The organism is Pseudomonas sp. TWI628 (assembly GCF_039673865.1).
Classification (GTDB): Bacteria; Pseudomonadota; Gammaproteobacteria; order Pseudomonadales; family Pseudomonadaceae; genus Aquipseudomonas.
Genome location: NZ_JBDJMM010000037.1, coordinates 38268 through 58460, shown reverse-complemented (window position 1 = coordinate 58460; position 20193 = coordinate 38268). Strand labels below are relative to the sequence as shown.

Genomic DNA, 20193 nt, shown 5'->3' with positions numbered 1-20193 from the left:
CCAGCAGCTCTTTGGGGATTTTGGGCAGGTCACGCAAGGGTTTCTTTTTGGTTGGCATACATGCACCTCTTACTCATGTTATGCCCGAACACAAAATTTCTGACACCCTCGCGGTATGTAGCTAAATAGCATCCAAGCCTCCCGAAAAGCGAGGCATCACATGATCGACTCACAGCAAGCACCTTCTGCCACCTCTTCATCGCCACTCAACCTGGTCGCCAACAAGCTGCCCGACTGGCTCGCCAGTACCCGGCCTGATGAACACCAACACATGCGCGCTGGCGCTGGCAAACCGAATAAATGGTTTGAAGCGGCGTGCCTGGCGCATTCTGACATTGCTCGGCAACTGATCGAGGAATACGGCATACAGCGCCAGGCTGAAGCAGAAGTACGCAAGCTGCTGACGACCGTGCCGGCGTTGAAACCGTTCGCCAGCAAATTGCTTGGCGCGCAAATCCGCCAGCGCTTTGCGCTGGACCTGGATGTGGCTGCCACTTTTCTGCTGAACGCAAGAAAAGCCGAAGCCTTTAGGGAAAGCATGAGCGGTGACCCGTTCGTCACCACCGATCGTGCCGTGAAAAGAGCTACGCAATCTCTGCTGGATAGTGCCCTGCAGAACTTTGAAGCCAGCGAAGCAGCCCCTTCAGGGCTGGAAGCAGGCGGCAACCCATCACTGATCATCGACAGCAATCAGGTCAGCATCGTCGGTTCACCTGCCAAGCAGATTCCCATCGAACCCGAAGCGTTCGCGGCAATGGTGCGTGACCTGGATATCGGCGGCAGGTACCAGGCATTGGTCGCTGCAGCCATCGCCGGCGAAACTGCACACGAAGTAGTGCGCCGCGCCGAGCAATCCAGCCTGCGCCTTCATGTGCACCTGGCTTACCTGCAAGGCGCCATAGACGGGGCCACGCATGACGCGCTGAGCAAACTCGCCACCGAGGGCCTGGCCAGCTACCAGGGCCAGCCAATACTGTGCTCACGTATCACCCTGCTGCACGCCACCCTTACCGGCGCTGTGGCCTTTGGCATTGCCGCTGCCGGGCACACGGCTTCCGGGAAGTTTCCACCACCGACCTTTCCTTATGGTGGGTGGGTGGTGCTCTACCTTCCCGGCACGCCTGCACCACTGACCGCGCACGCCTCCCGCCAGCAAGCGGAAGCATTTCTACTTGAACAGTTACCTGCGCTTCGCAACGCCGACTCCTTGCAACTGGTGCCCGAACGAGACAAGTCGGTATTCCTGAGTAAACTCCAAGACACACTCGAACCCTATACGTGGAATCCGGCGAAAGGCTACAAGGAACGCATCAAAGACCCGAACGCCCGGGTTTCCATGCATTTACAGCCAATCGCTCAGCCATTGCTGGACGAACTGACCAGCCAGCGTCAGCTGCGCCTGAAAGACGATGCCGCCTTCCACGCCGTATCCACCGCAGCGGAGGACGAAAAAACTGCAGCCAAACGGCTGGCCTACTTCGAGTCGCTGACCCTCAATGCACTGAACATCGGCGCCTTCTTCATCCCCGGACTGGCACCGTTGATGCTCGGCCTGACCGTGCTGCAACTCGGCCACGAGGTTTTTGAAGGGCTTGCCGACTGGGCAGACGGCGAGCGCGAGCAAGCTTTCGGCTACCTGCTGGATGTGGTGGAAAACCTGGCCTTGGTCGGCGCCCTCGGGGCCATTGGCGGTGCAGGAGCAAAGCCTGCGGTCGAAAAACTCACAGTAGAAACCCCTTCCTTCATTGAAGAGCTCAAGCCTGTGGAGCTTGCCCCTGGCGACATCCGTCTCTGGCACCGCGATCTACGCCCCTTTGCCCATGACATCGTTTTACCCGCCAGCCTCAAGCCTGATGAGTTCGGTTTGTACCATTACAAGGGTAAAACCTGGCTTCCCCTCGAGGAACGGACCTACTGCGTAAGCACCGCGAACACCGATCATCGGCTGGTGCACCCTAGTCGTCCTCTCGGCTATCAACCGAAGCTGCAGCACAATGGCGCAGGTGCGTGGTTGCATGAACTGGATCAGCCACTGGAATGGGCCGGGATGACACTGTTTCGTCGGTTAGGCCATCTGGCTCGCGAATTCGACGAACCGATCGCAAGCTGGATACTGCGTGTCAGCGGCATGGAAGAAAGCGTGCTGCGCCGTGTTCTCAGCGAAAACCAACGGCTGCCGGCGTTGCTGGAGGACACCCTGCAACGCTTCGCCCTGGATCGGCAAGTCAGCCAGTCGCTCCCACAGGCAGGCTCAGCGGCGCGCAACGCCGAGTTTGCAAAGCGCTACCGCCAGCTGGCAGCCGGCGATGCACCCGGAGTCATCCAGCAGGTTTATCCGGGCCTCCCCCAAGCCATCGTCGAGGAACTGCTGCGCAATGCTACTGCAACCGAGCATCTGAGCATGACCAACGGCAGGGTGCCGCTGCGTATTGCTGAAGAAGTCCGGCATTATCAACAACAACTGCGCTTGGCCCGCGCATACGAAGGCTTGTACCTGGACTGCGTGCGTAGTTGGGACACTGACCGCCTGATCGCACACACGCTTGAACAATACGCTGACTGGTCAGCTGATACCCGGCTTGAACTGCATCAGCGCAGCCAATGGCCGCGCCAACGTGACAGTGTCGGGCCACTGAACGCCAGTCATGTCAAGGCCATCAGCAGTACCGAAGCCGGCTATATCGTCCACCACAGCGAACAGGCAACCGCTGCGACGAGGGCGCATCCAAGCCTTTATGGGGCCTTGTGCGAAGCACTGCCTGAGGCCATGGCGAGCCTGGATATCGACGCTGCAGCAGGCCTGCGCCAGTGGGTGCAGAACGCCCCCTTGTTGCCACGCAATGCCCTCAGGCAAGTACTCGGCATGCACACCGTGCGGCCCGGCTTTCGTTCACCGATGCGCCTGGCCGACGGTCGCTTGGGCTACCCTCTGAGCGGCGGCCATTCGACCGCCGACGGCGACGTTCCGCGGCAAGCATTGCTGGACGCCATCGCCGCCACCGGTTTGGCTGAGCATACGCAAAGGACAGCGGACCAAGTGCTCAGGATGGTCACTGTCAACCGCACACGGCCACAGGCGCTTGCGCACTTGCAACTGTTGCGCGAGCAACGCGACATCCTGCAAGCAAAGCTTAACGACTGGAGCGAAGCCATCTCCCCAGCGTCAGACCAAGCGGCACACGACTACCACATCCTGCGCGAATCCATCCTCCAGCATTGGTACGACACCGCCCTGGAACAGGGGCTGGAGCACAGCGCCGAGCTGCGCATCCAGCAAGTACCACTGGCGGACATCCCGCTGATCCTGCCCGACTTCTTCACCGCCCGTGTTCGCCGTCTTACCCTGCACGACTTGCCCTCAGGCGCGCTAGCCGGTTGGGCGCAAAACGAACGCCTGTTGCAACGCCTGCTCCGGCAGATGCCAAATATCGATTCACTGCAAATCAGCCGCCCATATGACCCCAGGTCGACCCCCTCCTCTTTCCTGTTCAGCATTCCGACCATTAGCGAAAGCTTGCCCGGCTTGCAGCGGCTGGCAATAACCAATCAGAACATTTCGCTATCGGAGAGCGATCTGAGCCTGTTGTCAGGGCTTGACCAGTTGCGCTATCTGGACTTGAGCGGTAATCGGTTGGCGCAGAACAACAGCCCGAGTTTCCATGAGCTGACCCTGGATTACCTGGGCCTGAACCAGATGCAATTGTCGCAATGGCCAATAGGCATTGGCAGTGACGCCCTGGGACGGATCGCCCAACTGTCCCTGCGCGACAACAACCTCAGGTCATTGCCCTCGTTCCTGCTGAACGAAGCAGAAACCATCAGCACTGCGCCGCAGATCTCATTGCAGGGCAACAGCATCAACGAAAGCCATTTGCAGCGCTTGCGCCTGAATGAGCGCGTCGATATGTCCGGCATCACCACAGACCAGACCGCCGCGCTCTCTGAACAACTCACCCGCATCCGCAGTGAGCGCCAGCAGATGCGTGATGCCATCGACGGCTGGGCGCACGCCTCCAGTTCGAGCAACCCGCTGACCCAGGAAGCGCTGGCAGACAGGCAGCGCATCGAGACCGCCATCAATGGGTTCTGGCAGCAGCAGGAACAGGGGCAACTCTACCTGCGTCTGCAGCTAGAGGATGTGGCCATTGAGCATTTCCCCCGCCGGCTGCCAGCGTTCTTTGGTGAGCGTGTCCGGGCAATGACCCTGACCCGTTTGCGTGGCAGCGCATCGCAGCTCGATGAACTGCTGAGCCGTTTTCCGAATGTCACCCGGCTGACCATCGATGCCCATCAGGCAGCAACACCTTCGCTGGCCTCGGCACTGGCGCGTGTTCCCCACCTGACCCACCTGGAATTTCGCAACATGGGCCTGGAAGTCGACCAGGCCACGCTGGAGATCTTCGCCGGGCTGGAAAACCTGACCTCCTTAGACCTTTCCGGCAACCGCGTAGGCACCATCGATCAAGTACCCGCACAACTGTCCCGCAACCTGCAGTCACTGGCGCTGACCAACATGGACCTGCGGGCGTGGCCAAGCTGGTGCGACAGCCTGCTGCCGCTCGAACTGCTGGACTTGAGTGCGAACAATATCAGCCAGTTGCCTGAGCACATTCTGTCGAACCTGAACAACCCGATGCCGATATCGTCGATCGCGCTGTTCGATAACCCATTGCCGCTCGATACCATCCTGCGCGTGCGGGCATTCTCGGACAGCCAGCACAGCTACTCATTCGCTCTGGATATCCCTGGCAACCTGCAGCTTGTCGACTCATCGAGCGAAGGCTCACTCGATCATCCGCACTTCCCCCTGCTTGGCGACGACACGCCCAGGCTGGAGGACTGGATGCTCGGCAACGAAGCACAGAACGAGGCACTCAAGGACTGCTGGGCACAGCTCGAAGGCAGTGACCTGTTGCGCCTGGCAGGCCGATTGCACAACGCAGCTCCCTACGTCGATCCAACCACGCGCACCACGTTCTGCGAGCGGGTACGCCTGGTACTGGTAGCAGCAGTGAGCAACGAGGTAGACCGGGCAACCATGGAGCAAATCGCCGTGGAAGCCCTGCCTCACCCTGTGAGCGGCTCGCAGACCTGCCATGATGGTGCGTTGCAGACGTTCAACAACATCGAACTGTACCTGATGAACCAGCACCTGCTTATCGACGCTGGAGATACCCTGCAAGCGCTGCGTCAACGCCTGTTGCAGCTGTTCCGGATTGATCAGTTGGAGACACTGGCCGAACACCGGAAGGGCTCAGGAGACGTAGTCTCGGTGAGACTGGCCTACCGTCGCGAACTGGCCAGGGAACTGGAGCTGCCGATTGCCGACAGCATGCGTTTCCGAGGGGCCGCGAATCTGGCCCGCGGTGAGCTGTCCAGCGTGCTGGAGAAGGTCCGCGAAAGCGAACTGGGCGATGCCCTGGTCGACTACATGCTGAGAAATAGAGATTGGGTTGCGCGCCTGCGCGCCATTCATGCCGACCGCTTCGCCGAAGTAGAGGCACGCTTCCGCCTGCGAGTGCTTGAGCTGGCCAGCCAGGACCACCCGCTGCAGGACGAGTTGGCTCTGCAGCTGGCACTGCAAATGGAAAAGGATCAGGAAGAGCTCGAGATACTGCGCGAACTCACCATCGCGCAAATCAACAGCAACTGATCCGAAGTGACTGGCGACGCGCATGCCCTGCATCGCGTCGCCATGCTCACCGGCGAGCTTTACCGCCCATACCGCTCCTTACCCCACGCCAGCAACGCTTGCAGAAGCTGCCTCAGTACTTGCTGAGTCGGCTGAGCCAGGTCTTCACGGTAATTGAACGGTTCAACTTCTTCCATGTAAGTGCTCTGTGCCAGCTCCAGTTGCACCGCATGGATATGGTTGGCCGGGTCACCATAGTGACGGGTGATATGCCCGCCCTTGAAGCGACCATTGAGCACATGGCTGTAGTTGCCCGCTTCGGCGCACACGCCTTGCAATCGCTCGCCCAGTTGCGGGTCGCAACTGGCGCCATTGAAGGTACCCAGGTTGAAGTCCGGCAGCTTGCCATCGAACAGGTGCGGGATCAGCGAACGGATCGAGTGGGCATCCCACAGCAGTGCATAGCCATGGGCCTCACGCAGGCGCGCCAGCTCGCTCTGGATCGTGTTGTGATAAGGGCGCCAGATCGACTCCAGATAGGTCTTGCGCGCCTCGGCGGTCGGCGCCTGGCCTTCCTTGAACAGCGGCTCGCCGTCGAACAGGGTGGCCGGGTACAGACCGGTGGTGGCACCGACGTACAACGGTTTGTCGTCGTCCGGGCGGTTCAGGTCGATGACGAAGCGCGAATACTCCGCCGCCACCACGCTGGCGCCCAGCTCACGGGCGAAGTCGTACAGGCGCGGGATGTGCCAGTCGGTGTCGGGCAGGCTGCGGGCCTGCTCGACCAAGCCATTGTCCACCGCCGGGGTCAGCTTGAGGCCGGCATGGGGCATGCTGATCAGCAGCGGCAGGTGGCCCTGGTGAAAACTCAGTACCTTGTCCATCGTGCCTCGCTCAATTGGAAATTTCGTGGCCCTTGCGCACCACGCGCTTGGGCAGGTCACCGCCCAGCCAGTAGGCCAGGTCGGCAGGACGGGCGATCTGCCAGGCGACGAAGTCGGCAACCTTGCCGACCTCAAGCGACCCGTGGCTGTCACCCAGGCCCAGCGCCGTGGCGGCGTGCAAGGTGACGCCGGCCAAGGCCTCTTCCGGGGTCATGCGGAACAGCGTGCAACCCATGTTCAGCATCAGGCGCAGCGACAAACCTGGCGAGGTGCCCGGGTTGAGGTCGCTGGCCAGGGCAATCTTCACCCCGTGACGACGCAGAGCGTCCATCGGCGGCAGCTGGGTTTCACGCAGGAAATAGAAGGCGCCCGGCAGCAGCACGGCAACCGTGCCAGCCTTGGCCATGGCGATGGCGTCTTCCTCGGTCATGAATTCCAGGTGATCGGCCGACAACGCCTGGTAGCGCGCCGCCAGGCTGGAGCCGTGCAGCGACGACAACTGTTCGGCATGGAGCTTGACCGGCAAGCCCAGTGCGTGCGCCTTGATGAACACCTTTTCGACCTGTGCCGGGGAGAACGCCAGGTGTTCGCAGAACGCGTCCACCGCATCCACCAGGCCTTCAGCGGCCAAAGCGGGCAGCATCTCGTCACAGATATGCGCGATGTAGTCATCCGCCCTGCCGGCATACTCCGGCGGCAAGGCATGGGCGGCCAGGCAGGTGGCGCGCACCGCCAGCGGCAGCTCATCGGCCAGGCGCCGGGCCACGCGCAGCATCTTGCGCTCGTTGGCCAGGTCCAGGCCGTAGCCGGACTTGACCTCGATCGTGGTCACGCCATCGCGCATCAACGCCTGAACCCGCTGGCGAGCACTGGCGAACAGCTCATCCTCGCTGGCCGCGCGGGTGGCCCGCACGGTGCTGGCGATACCGCCACCCTGGGCGGCGATCTCGGCATAGCTGACGCCTTGCAGGCGCTGCTCGAACTCGCCGCTGCGGTTGCCGCCGAACACCGCATGGGTGTGGCAGTCGATCAGCCCCGGCGTGACCCAGGCGCCGCCCAGGTCCACCGTGCGGTCAAGCTCGAACGGCTGCAGCTCGGCGCGGGGGCCGATCCATTCGATCAGCCCGGCGCTGGTGACGATGGCCGCGTCCTCGATGATCGAGTAACGGCCCTCGGCCAGGGTTGCCGCGTGGCAGTGCTGCCAGAGGGTTCTCATGTGCAATCTCCTTGACTAGCGGTGCAGCTCGACCGGCACGTGCTTGCCTGCACGCGGCTTGCACCACAGCAGGTAGGACGCCACCAGGAACACCACCCAGACCACGCCGACCAGCAAGGCCGCCTGAGTATCCGGGAAGTAACCGAGTACACCGAAAATGAACACCATGAAGGCAATGGCCATGGCCGGGCCGTAAGGCCAGAACGGTACCGGGAACTTCAGCTGGGCCGCCTCTGCAGCGCTCATGCTGCGGCGCATGGCCACCTGGGTAACCAGGATCATCAGCCACACCCACACGGTGGCGAAGGTGGCGATGGAGGCGATGAGCAGGAACACGTTTTCCGGGATCAGGTAGTTGAGCAGCACACCAACCAGCAGCGCCGCGCCCATCACTACCACGGTCATCCATGGCACGCCGTGTTTCGACAGCTTGCCGAAGCTGCGCGGTGCATGGCCTTGCTGAGCCAGGCCGTACATCATGCGGCCGGCGCCGAAGATGTCGCTGTTGATTGCCGAAATCGCAGCCGAGATCACCACGATGTTCAGCACGGCAGCGGCAGAGCCAATACCGAGATGGCTGAAGATCTGCACGAACGGGCTGCCTTCGCTGCCGATCTGCGGCCACGGGTACAGGCACATCAGCACCAACAGGGTCAGCACGTAGAACAGCAGGATGCGCAGGGGCACGGCGTTGATCGCCTTGGGGATGACGCGCTGCGGGTCCTTGGCTTCACCGGCAGTGACGCCGATGATCTCGATGCCACCGAAGGCGAACATCACCACGGCGAAGGAGGCGATCAGGCCACCGATGCCATTGGGCATGAAGCCGCCATGCTCGAACAGGTTGCTGATGCCCACGGCATGTTCGCCAGTCACCTGGCTGAAGCCAAAGGCCATGATGCCGAGGCCGGCCAGGATCATCGCCACGATGGCGCCGACCTTGAGCAGCGACAGCCAGAATTCCATTTCGCCGAACACCTTGACGTTGCACAGGTTGAGGCCGCCGATCACGAAGACGATGCCCAGCACCCAGATCCAGCGGGCCACTTCCGGGAACCAGAAGCCCATGTAGATACCGAAGGCGGTGATGTCGGCGATGGCCACGATGACCATCTCGAAGGCGTAGGTCCAGCCGAGGATGAAGCCGGCCATGGGGCCGAGGTAGGTGGTGGCGTAATGGCCGAAGGAGCCGGCCACCGGGTTGTGCACGGCCATTTCGCCGAGGGCGCGCATGACCATGAATACCGCGGCGCCGCCGATCAGGTAGGCCAGCAGCACCGCCGGGCCGGCCATCTGGATGGCCGAGGCGGAACCGTAGAACAGGCCGGTGCCGATGGCAGAGCCAAGGGCCATGAAACGGATGTGGCGGGCCGTTAGCCCGCGCTTGAGACCTTGAGCTTGTTGCATGTCACGTCCTTAAATTGTTTTTGTGGTCGTGAGGTCGATGGGGCTGTTTTGCAGCCCTTTCGCCGGCAAGCCGGCGCCCACAACGGGCGGGTTTGCACCGTCAATGTGGGAACCGGCTTGCTGGTGATTGGCCGCGCAGCGGCCCTGGGGGTATCACAGGCTAGGCAGGACACCAGCAGGCAGCAGCCCGGTCAGGCTGCCCTTGGCCAGCAACTCGACAGCTGCCTCGATGTCCGGAGCAAAGAAGCGGTCACGGTCATAGTGCGGCACTTCACGACGCAGCGCCTGGCGCGCCTGCTCCAGCTTGGCCGAAGTCTTCAGGCCTTTGCGCAGGTCCAGCCCCTGACACGCACCCAGCCATTCGATGGCCAGCACACCACGGGTGTTCTCGGCCATTTCCCACAGGCGCTTGCCAGCAGCCGGGGCCATCGACACGTGGTCTTCCTGGTTGGCCGAGGTCGGCAGGCTATCGACACTGTGCGGGTGCGACAAGGCCTTGTTCTCGCTGGCCAAGGCTGCAGCGGTGACCTGGGCGATCATGAAGCCGGAGTTGACCCCGCCATTTTCCACCAGGAACGGCGGCAGCTGGGACATGTGCTTGTCCATCATCAGCGAGATGCGGCGCTCGCTCAGCGAACCGATTTCGGCAATCGCCAGGGCGATGTTGTCGGCGGCCATGGCCACCGGCTCGGCGTGGAAGTTGCCACCGGAAATCACGTCGCCTTCGGCGGCGAACACCAACGGGTTGTCCGACACGGCGTTGGCTTCGATGCCCAGCACCTCGGCGGCCTGGCGGATCTGGGTCAGGCAGGCGCCCATGACCTGTGGCTGGCAGCGCAGCGAGTACGGGTCCTGGACCTTGTCGCAGTTCTTGTGCGACAGCGACACTTCGCTGGAGTCGCCCAGCAGGTCGCGGAAGCAGGCAGCGGTGTCGATCTGGCCGCGCTGGCCACGCACTTCGTGGATGCGTGCATCGAACGGCGAACGCGAACCCAGCGCGGCTTCGACGCTCAGGCCACCGCAGGCGATGGCGGCGGCATACAGGTCTTCGGCGTGGAACAGGCCGCGCAGGGCGTAGGCGGTGGAAGCCTGGGTGCCGTTGAGCAGGGCCAGGCCCTCCTTGGCAGCCAGGGTCAGCGGCTCGAGGCCAGCAACAGCCAGGGCTTCGGTAGCCGGCAGCCACTGGCCCTGATAACGGGCCTTGCCTTCACCGAGCAGTACCAGCGACATGTGCGCCAGCGGTGCCAGGTCGCCGGAAGCACCCACCGAGCCCTTGAGCGGGATGTGCGGATAGACTTCGGCGTTGACCAGGGCGATCAGCGCATCGATGACCTTGCGGCGGATACCGGAGAAACCACGGCTGAGGCTGTTGATCTTGAGGACCATGATCAGCCGCACCAGGGCGTCATCCAGCGGCGCGCCGATACCGGCGGCGTGGGACAGCACCAGCGAGCGCTGCAGGTTCTCAAGGTCGTGGCTGGCGATGCGGGTAGAGGCCAGCAGGCCGAAACCGGTGTTGATGCCGTAGGCGGTACGGTCTTCGGCAATGATCTGCTCGACGCAGGCAACGCTGGCGTCGATGGCTGGCGTGGCACTGGCATCCAGCTGCAGGCGCACGGGTGCGGCGTGGATGGCGCGCAGCTGGGCCAGGGTCAGGGTGCCGGGCTTGAGGGTCAGTACGGTCACTTCGCTACTCCAATTCTGTCAGGGGCCCGCAGGCCCCTCTTAGTGTTCAGTATCACTCAAAGCGCAGCGATCAGCCCGTGATCATTGGCAGGTCGAGGCCCTGCTCCTTGGCGCAGTCGATGGCGATGTCGTAACCGGCATCGGCGTGGCGCATCACGCCAGTCCCCGGGTCGTTGGTCAGCACGCGAGCGATACGTGCGGCGGCTTCATCGGTACCGTCGCAGACAATGACCATGCCCGAGTGCTGGGAGAAGCCCATGCCCACGCCACCGCCGTGGTGCAGCGAAACCCAGGTGGCGCCGCCTGCGGTGTTGAGCAGGGCGTTGAGCAGCGGCCAGTCGGAGACGGCGTCGGAGCCGTCGCGCATCGCTTCGGTTTCGCGGTTAGGGCTGGACACCGACCCGGAGTCCAGGTGGTCACGGCCGATCACCACCGGTGCCGACAGCTCGCCGCTGCGGACCATTTCGTTGAAAGCCAGGCCCAGCTTGGCGCGCAGGCCCAGGCCAACCCAGCAGATACGTGCCGGCAGGCCCTGGAAGCTGATGCGCTCGCGGGCCATGTCCAGCCAGCGGTGCAGGTGGGCGTCGTCCGGGATCAGCTCCTTGACCTTGGCGTCGGTCTTGTAGATGTCTTCAGCGTCGCCGGACAGCGCCGCCCAGCGGAACGGGCCGATGCCGCGGCAGAACAGCGGACGGATGTAGGCCGGGACGAAGCCTGGGAAATCAAAGGCGTTGCTCACGCCCTCTTCCTTGGCCATCTGGCGGATGTTGTTGCCGTAGTCGAAGGTCGGGATGCCCTGCTTCTGGAAATCGAGCATGGCCTGCACGTGCACGGCCATCGATTGTTTGGCGGCCTTGACCACCGCAGCCGGCTCGGTCTGCGCGCGGTCGCGGTACTGCTCCCAGGTCCAGCCGGCAGGCAGGTAGCCGTTCAATGGGTCGTGGGCGCTGGTCTGGTCGGTGACCATGTCCGGGCGCACGCCACGCTTGACCAGCTCTGGCAGGATTTCGGCGGCGTTGCCGTGCAGGGCGATGGAGATCGCCTTGCCTTCGGCGGTGTACTTGGCGATGCGGGCCAGGGCGTCGTCCAGGTCAGTGGCCTGTTCGTCGACGTAGCGGGTTTCCAGGCGGAAGTCGATGCGGCTCTGCTGGCATTCGATGTTCAGCGAGCAAGCACCGGCCAGGGTCGCGGCCAGTGGCTGGGCGCCGCCCATGCCGCCGAGGCCGGCAGTCAGTACCCACTTGCCTTTCAGGCTACCGCCGTAGTGCTGGCGGCCGGCTTCGACGAAGGTTTCGTAGGTGCCCTGGACGATGCCCTGGCTGCCGATGTAGATCCAGCTGCCGGCGGTCATCTGGCCGTACATGGCCAGGCCTTTGGCGTCCAGTTCGTTGAAGTGCTCCCAGTTGGCCCAGTGCGGCACCAGGTTGGAGTTGGCGATCAGAACACGCGGGGCGTTGCTGTGGGTCTTGAACACGCCGACCGGCTTGCCCGACTGCACCAGCAGGGTTTCGTCGTCTTCCAGGCGGGTCAGGGTCTCGACGATCTTGTCGTAGCACTCCCAGTTGCGTGCGGCGCGGCCGATGCCACCGTACACCACCAGCTCTTTCGGGTTTTCCGCGACCTGCGGGTCGAGGTTGTTCATCAGCATGCGCAGTGGCGCTTCGGTCAGCCAGCTCTTGGCGGTCAGCTTGTTGCCACGTGGGGCACGGATTTCAACGTCACGGTATTTGTTGTTGTCGGTCACGGGAAGGTCCTCGGCGGTTGTCCGCGGGCAGATGTGTCGTGGTCAATATACAAACACATCTTTACTTGTATGTACAAGCATGGACAACCAAAATAATCGGACCGCTCCTCGGATTTCTGCGCAAAGCAAAAGGGGCCGCTATGCGGCCCCTTGCTGATTACAGCGGATTCAGCGCGGCATCAGCTCGATCAGACAGAACCGACCCTGTACCTCCAGCCCCAGCAACTCGTCATTGCCCTCCAGCCGCAGGCAGTCATACAGCCCCAAACGCTGCACTTCATGCCCCGCCATCGCTACTTCAACCTGATTGCTCGCGGCAAACAGCAACACCGTCGACGCCGAGCTGTACAACCGGCTGGTGCCGTCGAACCACTGCAAGCGCGCCCGATAGCGCTGCGGCGCATAGATCAGGTTGAAGTCGCGGATCGCCCCACCGAGCAATTTGCAGCTGACCTGGCTCTCACCACTGAAGGCGAACGCATCGAACGGCAGCAATGGCCGACTGGCCTGGTCGTCGACCAGCAGGCGCATGCCGTCACCCTGCAGCACGGTGATGATCCGCTGGTAGCCGGCGAACACGGAAAACCCGCCCGACTCCTCGATATCGGCGATCGACAGGCGCCAGCCGAAGCCATCGAGCCCCTCGCCGTTGTCGCGGGTGATCTCTTCGGTGAAACCGCCACCGTTCTTCCAAGGCATGCGCGGGTAATCCTGCGCACGCAGCAACTGCGACTGGGTCATTTACTGAAACGTCCTTCAAGGCGGTGACGGGAACCGGGGTGAATCAACCGCGCCGCCGTGACGGGCTGGCGACCCGACCAGGTGCGACGGCGGATCAGCAGGCAGGGTTCACCGCGCTCGATCTGCAGCAGGCGGCACTCTTCGGGCTCGGCGAGAATCGCCTCGACCACGTGCTCACCCTCGGTCAGCGGCGCGACCTGGGACAGGTAGGCATAAGGCGTCTGCCGGGTGAAGTCCTGCTTGAGGTAGTCGGGGGCAATGGCCGCGTTGACGTAGCGGTCCTCGATCTGCACCGGCACGCCGTTCTCGTAATGCACGATCAACGAGTGGAACACCCGCTGCCCTTCGCGCATGTCCAGGGCCAGGGCGCGCTCGGAACCGGCGGCCTCTTCGGCCAGCTTGATCACCTGGCAGCTATGCTGGTGGCCACGGCCGGCGATCTCGTCGGCGATGTTGTTGACCTCGAACAGCGCCGAGCGGGTCTTGGGCTCGGCGACGAAGGTGCCCACGCCCTGCATCCGCACCAGCAGGCCTTCAGCGGTGAGCTCGCGCAGGGCGCGGTTGATGGTCATGCGGCTGAAGCCCAGCTCGCTGACCAGTTCGCTCTCCGAAGGTACCCGGTGATGCGGCGGCCAGCTGCCGTTTTCGATCTGCTGGATGATCATCTGCTTGACCCGCGCATACAGCGGCGCCGGGCCCTCGCCCATCTGGGCAACCAGCGCGGAGACAGGAGGTGTCGGCACGGCGTTGAGTCCTTAGGCAATGGAATGAGCGGTAGCTTGCCGCAGTTTACCCGGCAGGCAAACGCCTGTATATGTATATACAAGTTAAACAATAACAGGATTTTTGCCGATGTCCGCCTATTTTGCCGAACGCGCCCTGCTACCGACGGGTTGGGCCAGTAACGTCCGCTTCGAAGTATCCAGTGACGGCTTGCTCAGCCGGATCGAAGCCGACGCTTCGGCCGAAGGCGCCGAGCGCCTGGCCGGGCCGTTGCTGCCAGGCATGCCCAACCTGCACTCGCATGCGTTCCAACGGGCCATGGCGGGGCTGGCGGAAGTCGCGGGCAACCCCAACGACAGCTTCTGGACCTGGCGCGAGCTGATGTACCGGCTGGTCGGCAAGATCACCCCGGAGCAGCTACAGGTCATTGCCCGCCAGCTGTACATCGAGATGCTCAAAGCCGGCTACACCTCGGTGGCCGAGTTCCACTACGTGCACCATGACCAGGCGGGCAAGGCCTACGCCGACCCGGCCGAGCTGTCCCGACGCATCAGCGCGGCCGCGGCCAGCAGCGGCATCGGCCTGACCTTGCTGCCGGTGCTGTACAGCCATGCCGGTTTCGGCGGCCAGGCACCAAACGAAGGGCAGCGGCGCTTCATCAATTCCACCGAACAGTACCTGCAGTTGCAGGCGCAGCTGGCGCCAGTATTGGCAGCACAACCCGCGCAGCAGCTGGGCTTGTGCTTCCATTCGCTGCGCGCAGTCACGCCCGGGCAGATCGCCGAAGTGCTGGCGGCCGGTAACCCGCAATGCCCGATTCATATCCACATCGCCGAACAGCAGAAGGAAGTCGACGACTGCCTGGCCTGGAGCGGGCTGCGACCGCTGCAATGGCTGTATGAGCATGTCGAGGTGGACCGCCGCTGGTGCCTGGTGCACGCCACCCACGCCGAAGCCGACGAAGTCACGGCCATGGCGCGCAGTGGCGCAGTGGCCGGGCTGTGCCTGACCACCGAAGCCAACCTGGGCGACGGTATCTTCCCGGCGGTGGACTTCCTGGCCCAGGGTGGGCGCATGGGCATTGGTTCGGACAGCCATGTGTCGCTGAGCGTGGTCGAGGAGCTGCGTTGGCTGGAGTACGGCCAGCGCCTGCGGGATCAGCGGCGCAACCGGCTGTACCGTGGCGACCAGCCGATGGTCGGGCGCACGCTGTATGACGCTTCGCTGATCGGCGGGGCGCAGGCGCTGGGGCAGCCGGTTGGCGAGCTGGCGGTGGGCAAGCGGGCCGACTGGCTGGTACTGGATGGGCAAGACCCGTATATCGCCATGGCCGAGGGTGACGGGATTCTTAACCGCTGGCTGTTCGCGGGCGGTGACCGCCAGGTGCGGGATGTGATGGTCAACGGCCAGTGGGTGGTGCGCCAGGGGCAACATGCCCATGAAGAACAAAGCCGTCAGGCATTTGCCAGCGTACTGCGAACGCTGCTGGGCTGAATGCAGAGGGGCCGCAATAGCGGCCCCCGTCTTTTCAATGCATCTGCACGATCTGCTTGTCCGGCGTCCGCCAGATCAGCCGGCTGGTGTCATAGCCCTGCTGACGGGCCTTGGACATCAGGCTCTCGCGCTCCCACACCGGCAGGGTCGGCGTGCGCGACAGGATCCACAGGTACTTGCGGTCCGGGCTGCCGACGATCGCGGTACGGTAGTGATCATCCACGTACAGGATCCAGTACTCGCCCTTGGCCACGCCCGGTACCAGGCGGGTGAACCAGTTGTCGAACTCGACCCACAGCCGGTCGGTATGCCCCGGTTCCTGGATATTGGCGTGCCCTTCGGCGCGCAGCCATTCATCACCCATCGTGCGGCAGCGGTTGAGTACGCCGTACGAGCCATTGGGCTTGAGGTTGTAATGCGCTTCGGACTGCGCGCACTCGGCCTGGTACTTCATTGGCAGGCGCGCCAGTTCGTACCACTTGCCCTGATAGCGCTTGAGGTCGACATCACCGGCGGTCTTCGGCGCCAGCGGGTCGTTGGCGGAGGTGGCGCAGCCACCCAGCAGCATCACCAGGCACAGCCCCAGCAGTACATGCAAACGCCTCATTTGAGGCCCTGCCCGGAGTAGATCAGCACCTTGTCGGCTGCGTATTGCACGCTGATGAAGCTCTTCTCGTCCCCCCAGGTACAACTGCTCATGCCCAGCGCGCCAGAGCACTCGGTGGGCGTGCCGAGCAGCTGCTCGACCTCGGCCTTGTTCATGCCGGCCTTGAGCTTGGAATAGTTTTCCTGATTGATCTTGCTGCACGCGGTCAGGACGACGCACAAGGACAACAGGGCGAGGGAACGCAACGACATGAAGGGACACTCCTGGGAAATAGACACAGGCGAGTGGCCTGCAGTGATCTTCGACGGGAAAAACCCTCCCTGGTTCCCTGACAACAGCGCTTTCGTCGTACGCCGTTGGTCGGCTGGGCCTGCGCAAACGATTAATGTTTTAGCCCGCCGCGACGACACAGCGAGCACGCTGTGGCGCATTGCCACAGCCCTCTCCTATGCCTTGCCTTGTGCAGACCAGAAAAATGACCAAGAACCTCAAGTTCAGCCACAAGATTCTGCTGGCCGCCGCCCTCGTGGTGGCCGTTGCCTTTACCTGTTTCGTGCTGTTCAACGACTACCGACAACGCCAGTCCCTGCGCAGCGACACGCAGACCAACCTGCAGGACCTGGGCAACCTCACCGCCGGCAACATCCGCAACTGGCTCGACAGCCGTATCCAGCTGCTCGACTCGCTGGCCCAGCAAGTTGCGGTCGATGGCCCGGGCAAAGCCAGCCTGGACCGCAGCCTGGCCTTGCCGGTGTATGGCAAGAATTTCCAGCTCACCTACTTCGGCGGCCAGGACGGCAGCATGCAGTCGGTTCCGGTGGGCAACCGCGCCGCCGACTACGACCCGCGGGTGCGGGGCTGGTACAAGGCAGCCAGCGCCAGCGGCCAGACCATCGTCACCGAGCCGTACATCTCGGCCTCGGCCGGCAAGCTGGTGATCACCCTCGCCACCCCGGTGCAGCAAGCGGGCCGGCTGATCGGCGTCAGCGGCGTCGACACCGACCTGCAGACCATCAGCAACCTGATCAACGCCCTGGACTTCGACGGCCAGGGCCATGCCTTCATCGTCAACGGCGAAGGCAAGATCCTGATCCACCCCAAAGCCGACCTGGCCCTGAAAACCCTGGCCGACGTCTACCCGCAGGACACGCCCCGCATCGGCAGTGGCCTGAAGGACGTCGAAGTCGATGGCCGCAAACAGTTCATCAGCTTCACCCACATCGACGGTGTGCCGTCGGCGGACTGGTACGTGGCGCTGGTACTCGACCAGGATGCAGCGTTCGCCATGCTGGGTGAACTGCGCACCTCCGCCATCGTCGCCACCTTGATCGCAGTGTTGGCGATCATCGCCCTGCTCGGCCTGCTGATCCGCATGCTGATGGAGCCACTGCACCTGATGGGCCGCGCCATGCATGACATTGCCGAAGGCGAAGGCGACCTGACCCGGCGCCTGACCATCCATGCCCAGGATGAATTCGGCAGCCTTGGCCAATCGTTCAACCGCTTCGTCGAGCGCATTCACGAGTCGATCCGCGAAGTGGCCTCGGCCACCGGCCAGGTCAACGCCGTGGCCGCCCAGGTGGTGAACGCTTCGAATGCCTCGATCAATAACGCCGACCAGCAGTCCAGCCGTACCAGCAGCGTGGCGGCCGCCATCAATCAGCTGGGTGCTGCCGCCCAGGAAATCGCCCAGAACGCCGCGCTGGCCTCGCAACATTCCAGCGAAGCGCGAGGCCTGGCCGAGGACGGCCAGCAGGTGGTCGGGCGCACCATCGAGGTGATGAACCAGCTGTCAACACGGATCAGTGACTCGTGCGGCAACATCGAAACGCTCAATGCCCACACCGCCAATATCGGCCAGATCCTCGATGTGATCAGCGGTATTTCCCAACAGACCAACCTGCTGGCGCTCAACGCCGCCATCGAAGCGGCCCGCGCCGGCGAGGCCGGGCGTGGCTTTGCCGTGGTTGCCGATGAAGTACGCAACCTGGCGCACCGCACCCAGGAGTCGGCACAGCAGGTACAGCGCCTGATCGAGGAGCTGCAGGCCGGTGCGCAAATGGCGGTCAGCACCATGAGCCAGAGCCGCGAGCACAGCGACCACAGCGTGGGCATTGCCAACCAGGCCGGCGAGCGCCTGGGCAGCGTGACCCAGCGCATTGGCGAGATCGATGGCATGAACCAGTCGGTGGCCACCGCCACCGAAGAGCAGACGGCCGTGGTCGAGTCGATCAATGTCGACATCACCGAGATCAATACGCTGAATCAGGAAGGGGTGCAGAACCTGCAGAGCACCTTGCGTGCCTGCACTGACCTTGAGCATCAGGTCGAGCGGTTGAAGCATCTGGTGGGCAGTTTCAGGATCTGAAACCGCTGGGGCCGCGGTGCGGCCCCACTGGCACTAGAACCTGGACCCAGGCTCCAGCAGGAAGTCCATCTCTTCGCTGGTACTCGGCCGCCCCAACACCAGGTTACGGTGCGGGAAGCGGCCGAAGCGGGCAATCACCCGCTGGTGCTGTTCGGCGTAATCGAGGAAGCCTTCGAACAAGCGCCGGTTATCCTCCGGCTGCTCTTCGAGCAGCACCTGGTAACGCTCGACGCACAGGTTCTGCCAGTCCAGCACTTCGGCATGCTCCAGCACCAGCAGCACGAACACCCGCTGGATCGGCAGCAACTGGTAATCCCAGTTCTTCTGCAGCCCCTGCATGGCCACCACCTGGGCCCGCCGGTCCCCCTCGAAGGCACGCGGCGTGTCGCGGTAGAGCATGCGCGGCAGCTGGTCCAGCAGGATCAGCAAGCCGAGCCAGCCCTGCGGGCTCTGCTGCCACTCGTCGAGCCCCCCCGCCAGGGCGTGCTCGACCAGGTCGCCAAACAGCGCCTGGGCTTCGGCATCGTGATGCTTGCCGAACCACAGCGTGCTCTTCTCGTCAGCCACGGCCTGGGGACTGGTGCCCCAACCGAACCACCACTCCAGCAACGGCTGCCAAGGTGCGAGCATGACTTACTCCTTGTGGTACGCGGTGACGCGCTCGACCTCTTCCTTCGAGCCGAGGATCACCGACACGCGCTGGTGCAGGCTTTCCGGCTTGATGTCGAGGATGCGATCGTAACCGTTGGTGGAGGCGCCGCCAGCCTGCTCGATGATGAACGACATCGGGTTGGCTTCGTACATCAGGCGCAGTTTGCCCGGCTTGCTCGGCTCGCGGGCATCACGTGGGTACATGAACAGACCGCCGCGGGTCAGGATACGGTGCACGTCGGCCACCATCGAGGCGATCCAGCGCATGTTGTAGTTCTTCTTCAGCGGGCCGGTCTCGCCAGCCAGCAGTTCGCCCACGTAACGCTGCACCGGGGCTTCCCAGTGACGCTGGTTGGACATGTTGATGGCGAACTCGGCGGTGCTTTCCGGCACGCGAATGTTCTCGTGGGTCAGGACGAAGCTGCCCAGCTCGCGGTCCAGGGTGAAGCCCTTGACGCCGTTGCCCAGGGTCAGGATCAGCATGGTCTGCGGGCCATAGATGGCGTAACCGGCGGCGACCTGCTCGGTGCCTGGCTGCAGGAAGGCGTTTTCGTTCAGGGTTTCGTTCTGGCTCAGGTACTCGTTAGGGCAACGCAGTACCGAGAAGATGGTGCCGACCGACACGTTGACGTCGATGTTGGACGAGCCGTCCAGTGGGTCGAAGACCAGCAGGTAGGCGCCTTTCGGGTACTTGCCCGGGATCTGGTAGGCGTTGTCCATTTCCTCGGACGCCATGCCGGCCAGGTGGCCGCCCCACTCGTTGGCTTCGAGCAGAATGTCGTTGGAGATCACGTCCAGTTTCTTCTGGACTTCGCCCTGCACGTTTTCAGTGCCCATGCTGCCCAGCACGCCGCCGAGGGCGCCTTTGGACACGTGATGGCTGATTTCCTTGCACGCACGCGCCACCACTTCGATCAGGAAGCGCAGATCGGCAGGGGTATTGTTGCTGCGGGTCTGCTCAATCAGATAGCGACTCAGGGTAACGCGGGACATGTATGGCTCCGAAAGGATAGGGGGTGAAAAACCCCCGCAGTTTACAG

14 protein-coding genes are annotated in these 20193 nt (G+C 63.2%); 3 read left to right on the top strand and 11 right to left on the bottom strand.

Annotated elements, in window-relative coordinates; all coding sequences use genetic code 11:
* Nucleotides 1-160 precede the first annotated feature (160 nt).
* On the top strand, nt 161-5653 hold the full coding sequence (locus tag ABE528_RS24215) for a DUF6543 domain-containing protein (RefSeq protein ID WP_346654245.1): 5493 nt from the start codon (nt 161-163) through the stop codon (nt 5651-5653).
* Between the two features lie 59 nt (nt 5654-5712).
* Here the strand turns inward: ABE528_RS24215 and hutG are convergent, their stop codons facing one another.
* The 7 genes from hutG to hutC all read right to left on the bottom strand — a co-directional run bounded on the left by hutG (nt 5713) and on the right by hutC (nt 14017).
* Entirely contained in the window at nt 5713-6516 is an 804-nt protein-coding gene (gene hutG / locus ABE528_RS24210) for an N-formylglutamate deformylase (RefSeq protein WP_152955605.1), read from the bottom strand.
* 10 nt (nt 6517-6526) lie between these two features.
* Nucleotides 6527-7732: an imidazolonepropionase gene (gene hutI, locus ABE528_RS24205; RefSeq protein ID WP_152955604.1), complete on the bottom strand. Its 1206-nt coding sequence runs from the start codon at nt 7730-7732 to the stop codon at nt 6527-6529.
* A 15-nt stretch (nt 7733-7747) separates the two neighbouring features.
* On the bottom strand, nt 7748-9139 hold the full coding sequence (locus ABE528_RS24200) for an amino acid permease (RefSeq protein WP_152955603.1): 1392 nt from the start codon (nt 9137-9139) through the stop codon (nt 7748-7750).
* A 153-nt stretch (nt 9140-9292) separates the two neighbouring features.
* Nucleotides 9293-10825: a histidine ammonia-lyase gene (gene hutH, locus ABE528_RS24195; RefSeq protein ID WP_346654244.1), complete on the bottom strand. Its 1533-nt coding sequence runs from the start codon at nt 10823-10825 to the stop codon at nt 9293-9295.
* Nucleotides 10826-10895: 70 nt separating this feature from the next.
* A complete protein-coding gene (gene hutU, locus ABE528_RS24190) occupies nt 10896-12569 on the bottom strand; it encodes a urocanate hydratase (RefSeq protein ID WP_346654243.1) in 1674 nt (557 codons plus the stop codon).
* A gap of 168 nt (nt 12570-12737) precedes the next feature.
* Entirely contained in the window at nt 12738-13310 is a 573-nt protein-coding gene (locus tag ABE528_RS24185; protein ID WP_152955601.1) for a HutD family protein, read from the bottom strand.
* On the bottom strand, nt 13307-14017 hold the full coding sequence (hutC, locus tag ABE528_RS24180) for a histidine utilization repressor (RefSeq protein ID WP_152955680.1): 711 nt from the start codon (nt 14015-14017) through the stop codon (nt 13307-13309). Before hutC ends, ABE528_RS24185 begins: the two co-directional genes overlap by 4 nt.
* A gap of 145 nt (nt 14018-14162) precedes the next feature.
* Between hutC and ABE528_RS24175 the strand changes: the two genes are divergently transcribed.
* A complete protein-coding gene (locus tag ABE528_RS24175; protein ID WP_152955600.1) occupies nt 14163-15527 on the top strand; it encodes a formimidoylglutamate deiminase in 1365 nt (454 codons plus the stop codon).
* 34 nt (nt 15528-15561) lie between these two features.
* Here the strand turns inward: ABE528_RS24175 and ABE528_RS24170 are convergent, their stop codons facing one another.
* Nucleotides 15562-16134 carry a lipocalin family protein gene (locus tag ABE528_RS24170; RefSeq protein WP_346654242.1) on the bottom strand — a complete coding sequence of 191 codons (573 nt, stop codon included), beginning with the start codon at nt 16132-16134 and terminating at the stop codon, nt 15562-15564.
* Nucleotides 16131-16385, bottom strand: a complete 255-nt coding sequence (gene bamE / locus ABE528_RS24165) for an outer membrane protein assembly factor BamE (RefSeq protein ID WP_027921036.1) — start codon at nt 16383-16385, stop codon at nt 16131-16133. Before bamE ends, ABE528_RS24170 begins: the two co-directional genes overlap by 4 nt.
* A gap of 224 nt (nt 16386-16609) precedes the next feature.
* Between bamE and ABE528_RS24160 the strand changes: the two genes are divergently transcribed.
* Nucleotides 16610-18502, top strand: coding sequence for a methyl-accepting chemotaxis protein (locus ABE528_RS24160; RefSeq protein ID WP_346654241.1), 1893 nt, complete (start codon nt 16610-16612; stop codon nt 18500-18502).
* A 33-nt stretch (nt 18503-18535) separates the two neighbouring features.
* Here the strand turns inward: ABE528_RS24160 and ABE528_RS24155 are convergent, their stop codons facing one another.
* Together ABE528_RS24155 and ABE528_RS24150 are read right to left on the bottom strand one after the other, a co-directional pair.
* On the bottom strand, nt 18536-19132 hold the full coding sequence (locus ABE528_RS24155) for a DUF924 family protein (protein ID WP_152955597.1): 597 nt from the start codon (nt 19130-19132) through the stop codon (nt 18536-18538).
* A 3-nt stretch (nt 19133-19135) separates the two neighbouring features.
* Entirely contained in the window at nt 19136-20146 is a 1011-nt protein-coding gene (locus ABE528_RS24150) for a class 1 fructose-bisphosphatase (RefSeq protein WP_085621711.1), read from the bottom strand.
* Nucleotides 20147-20193: the final 47 nt, after the last annotated feature.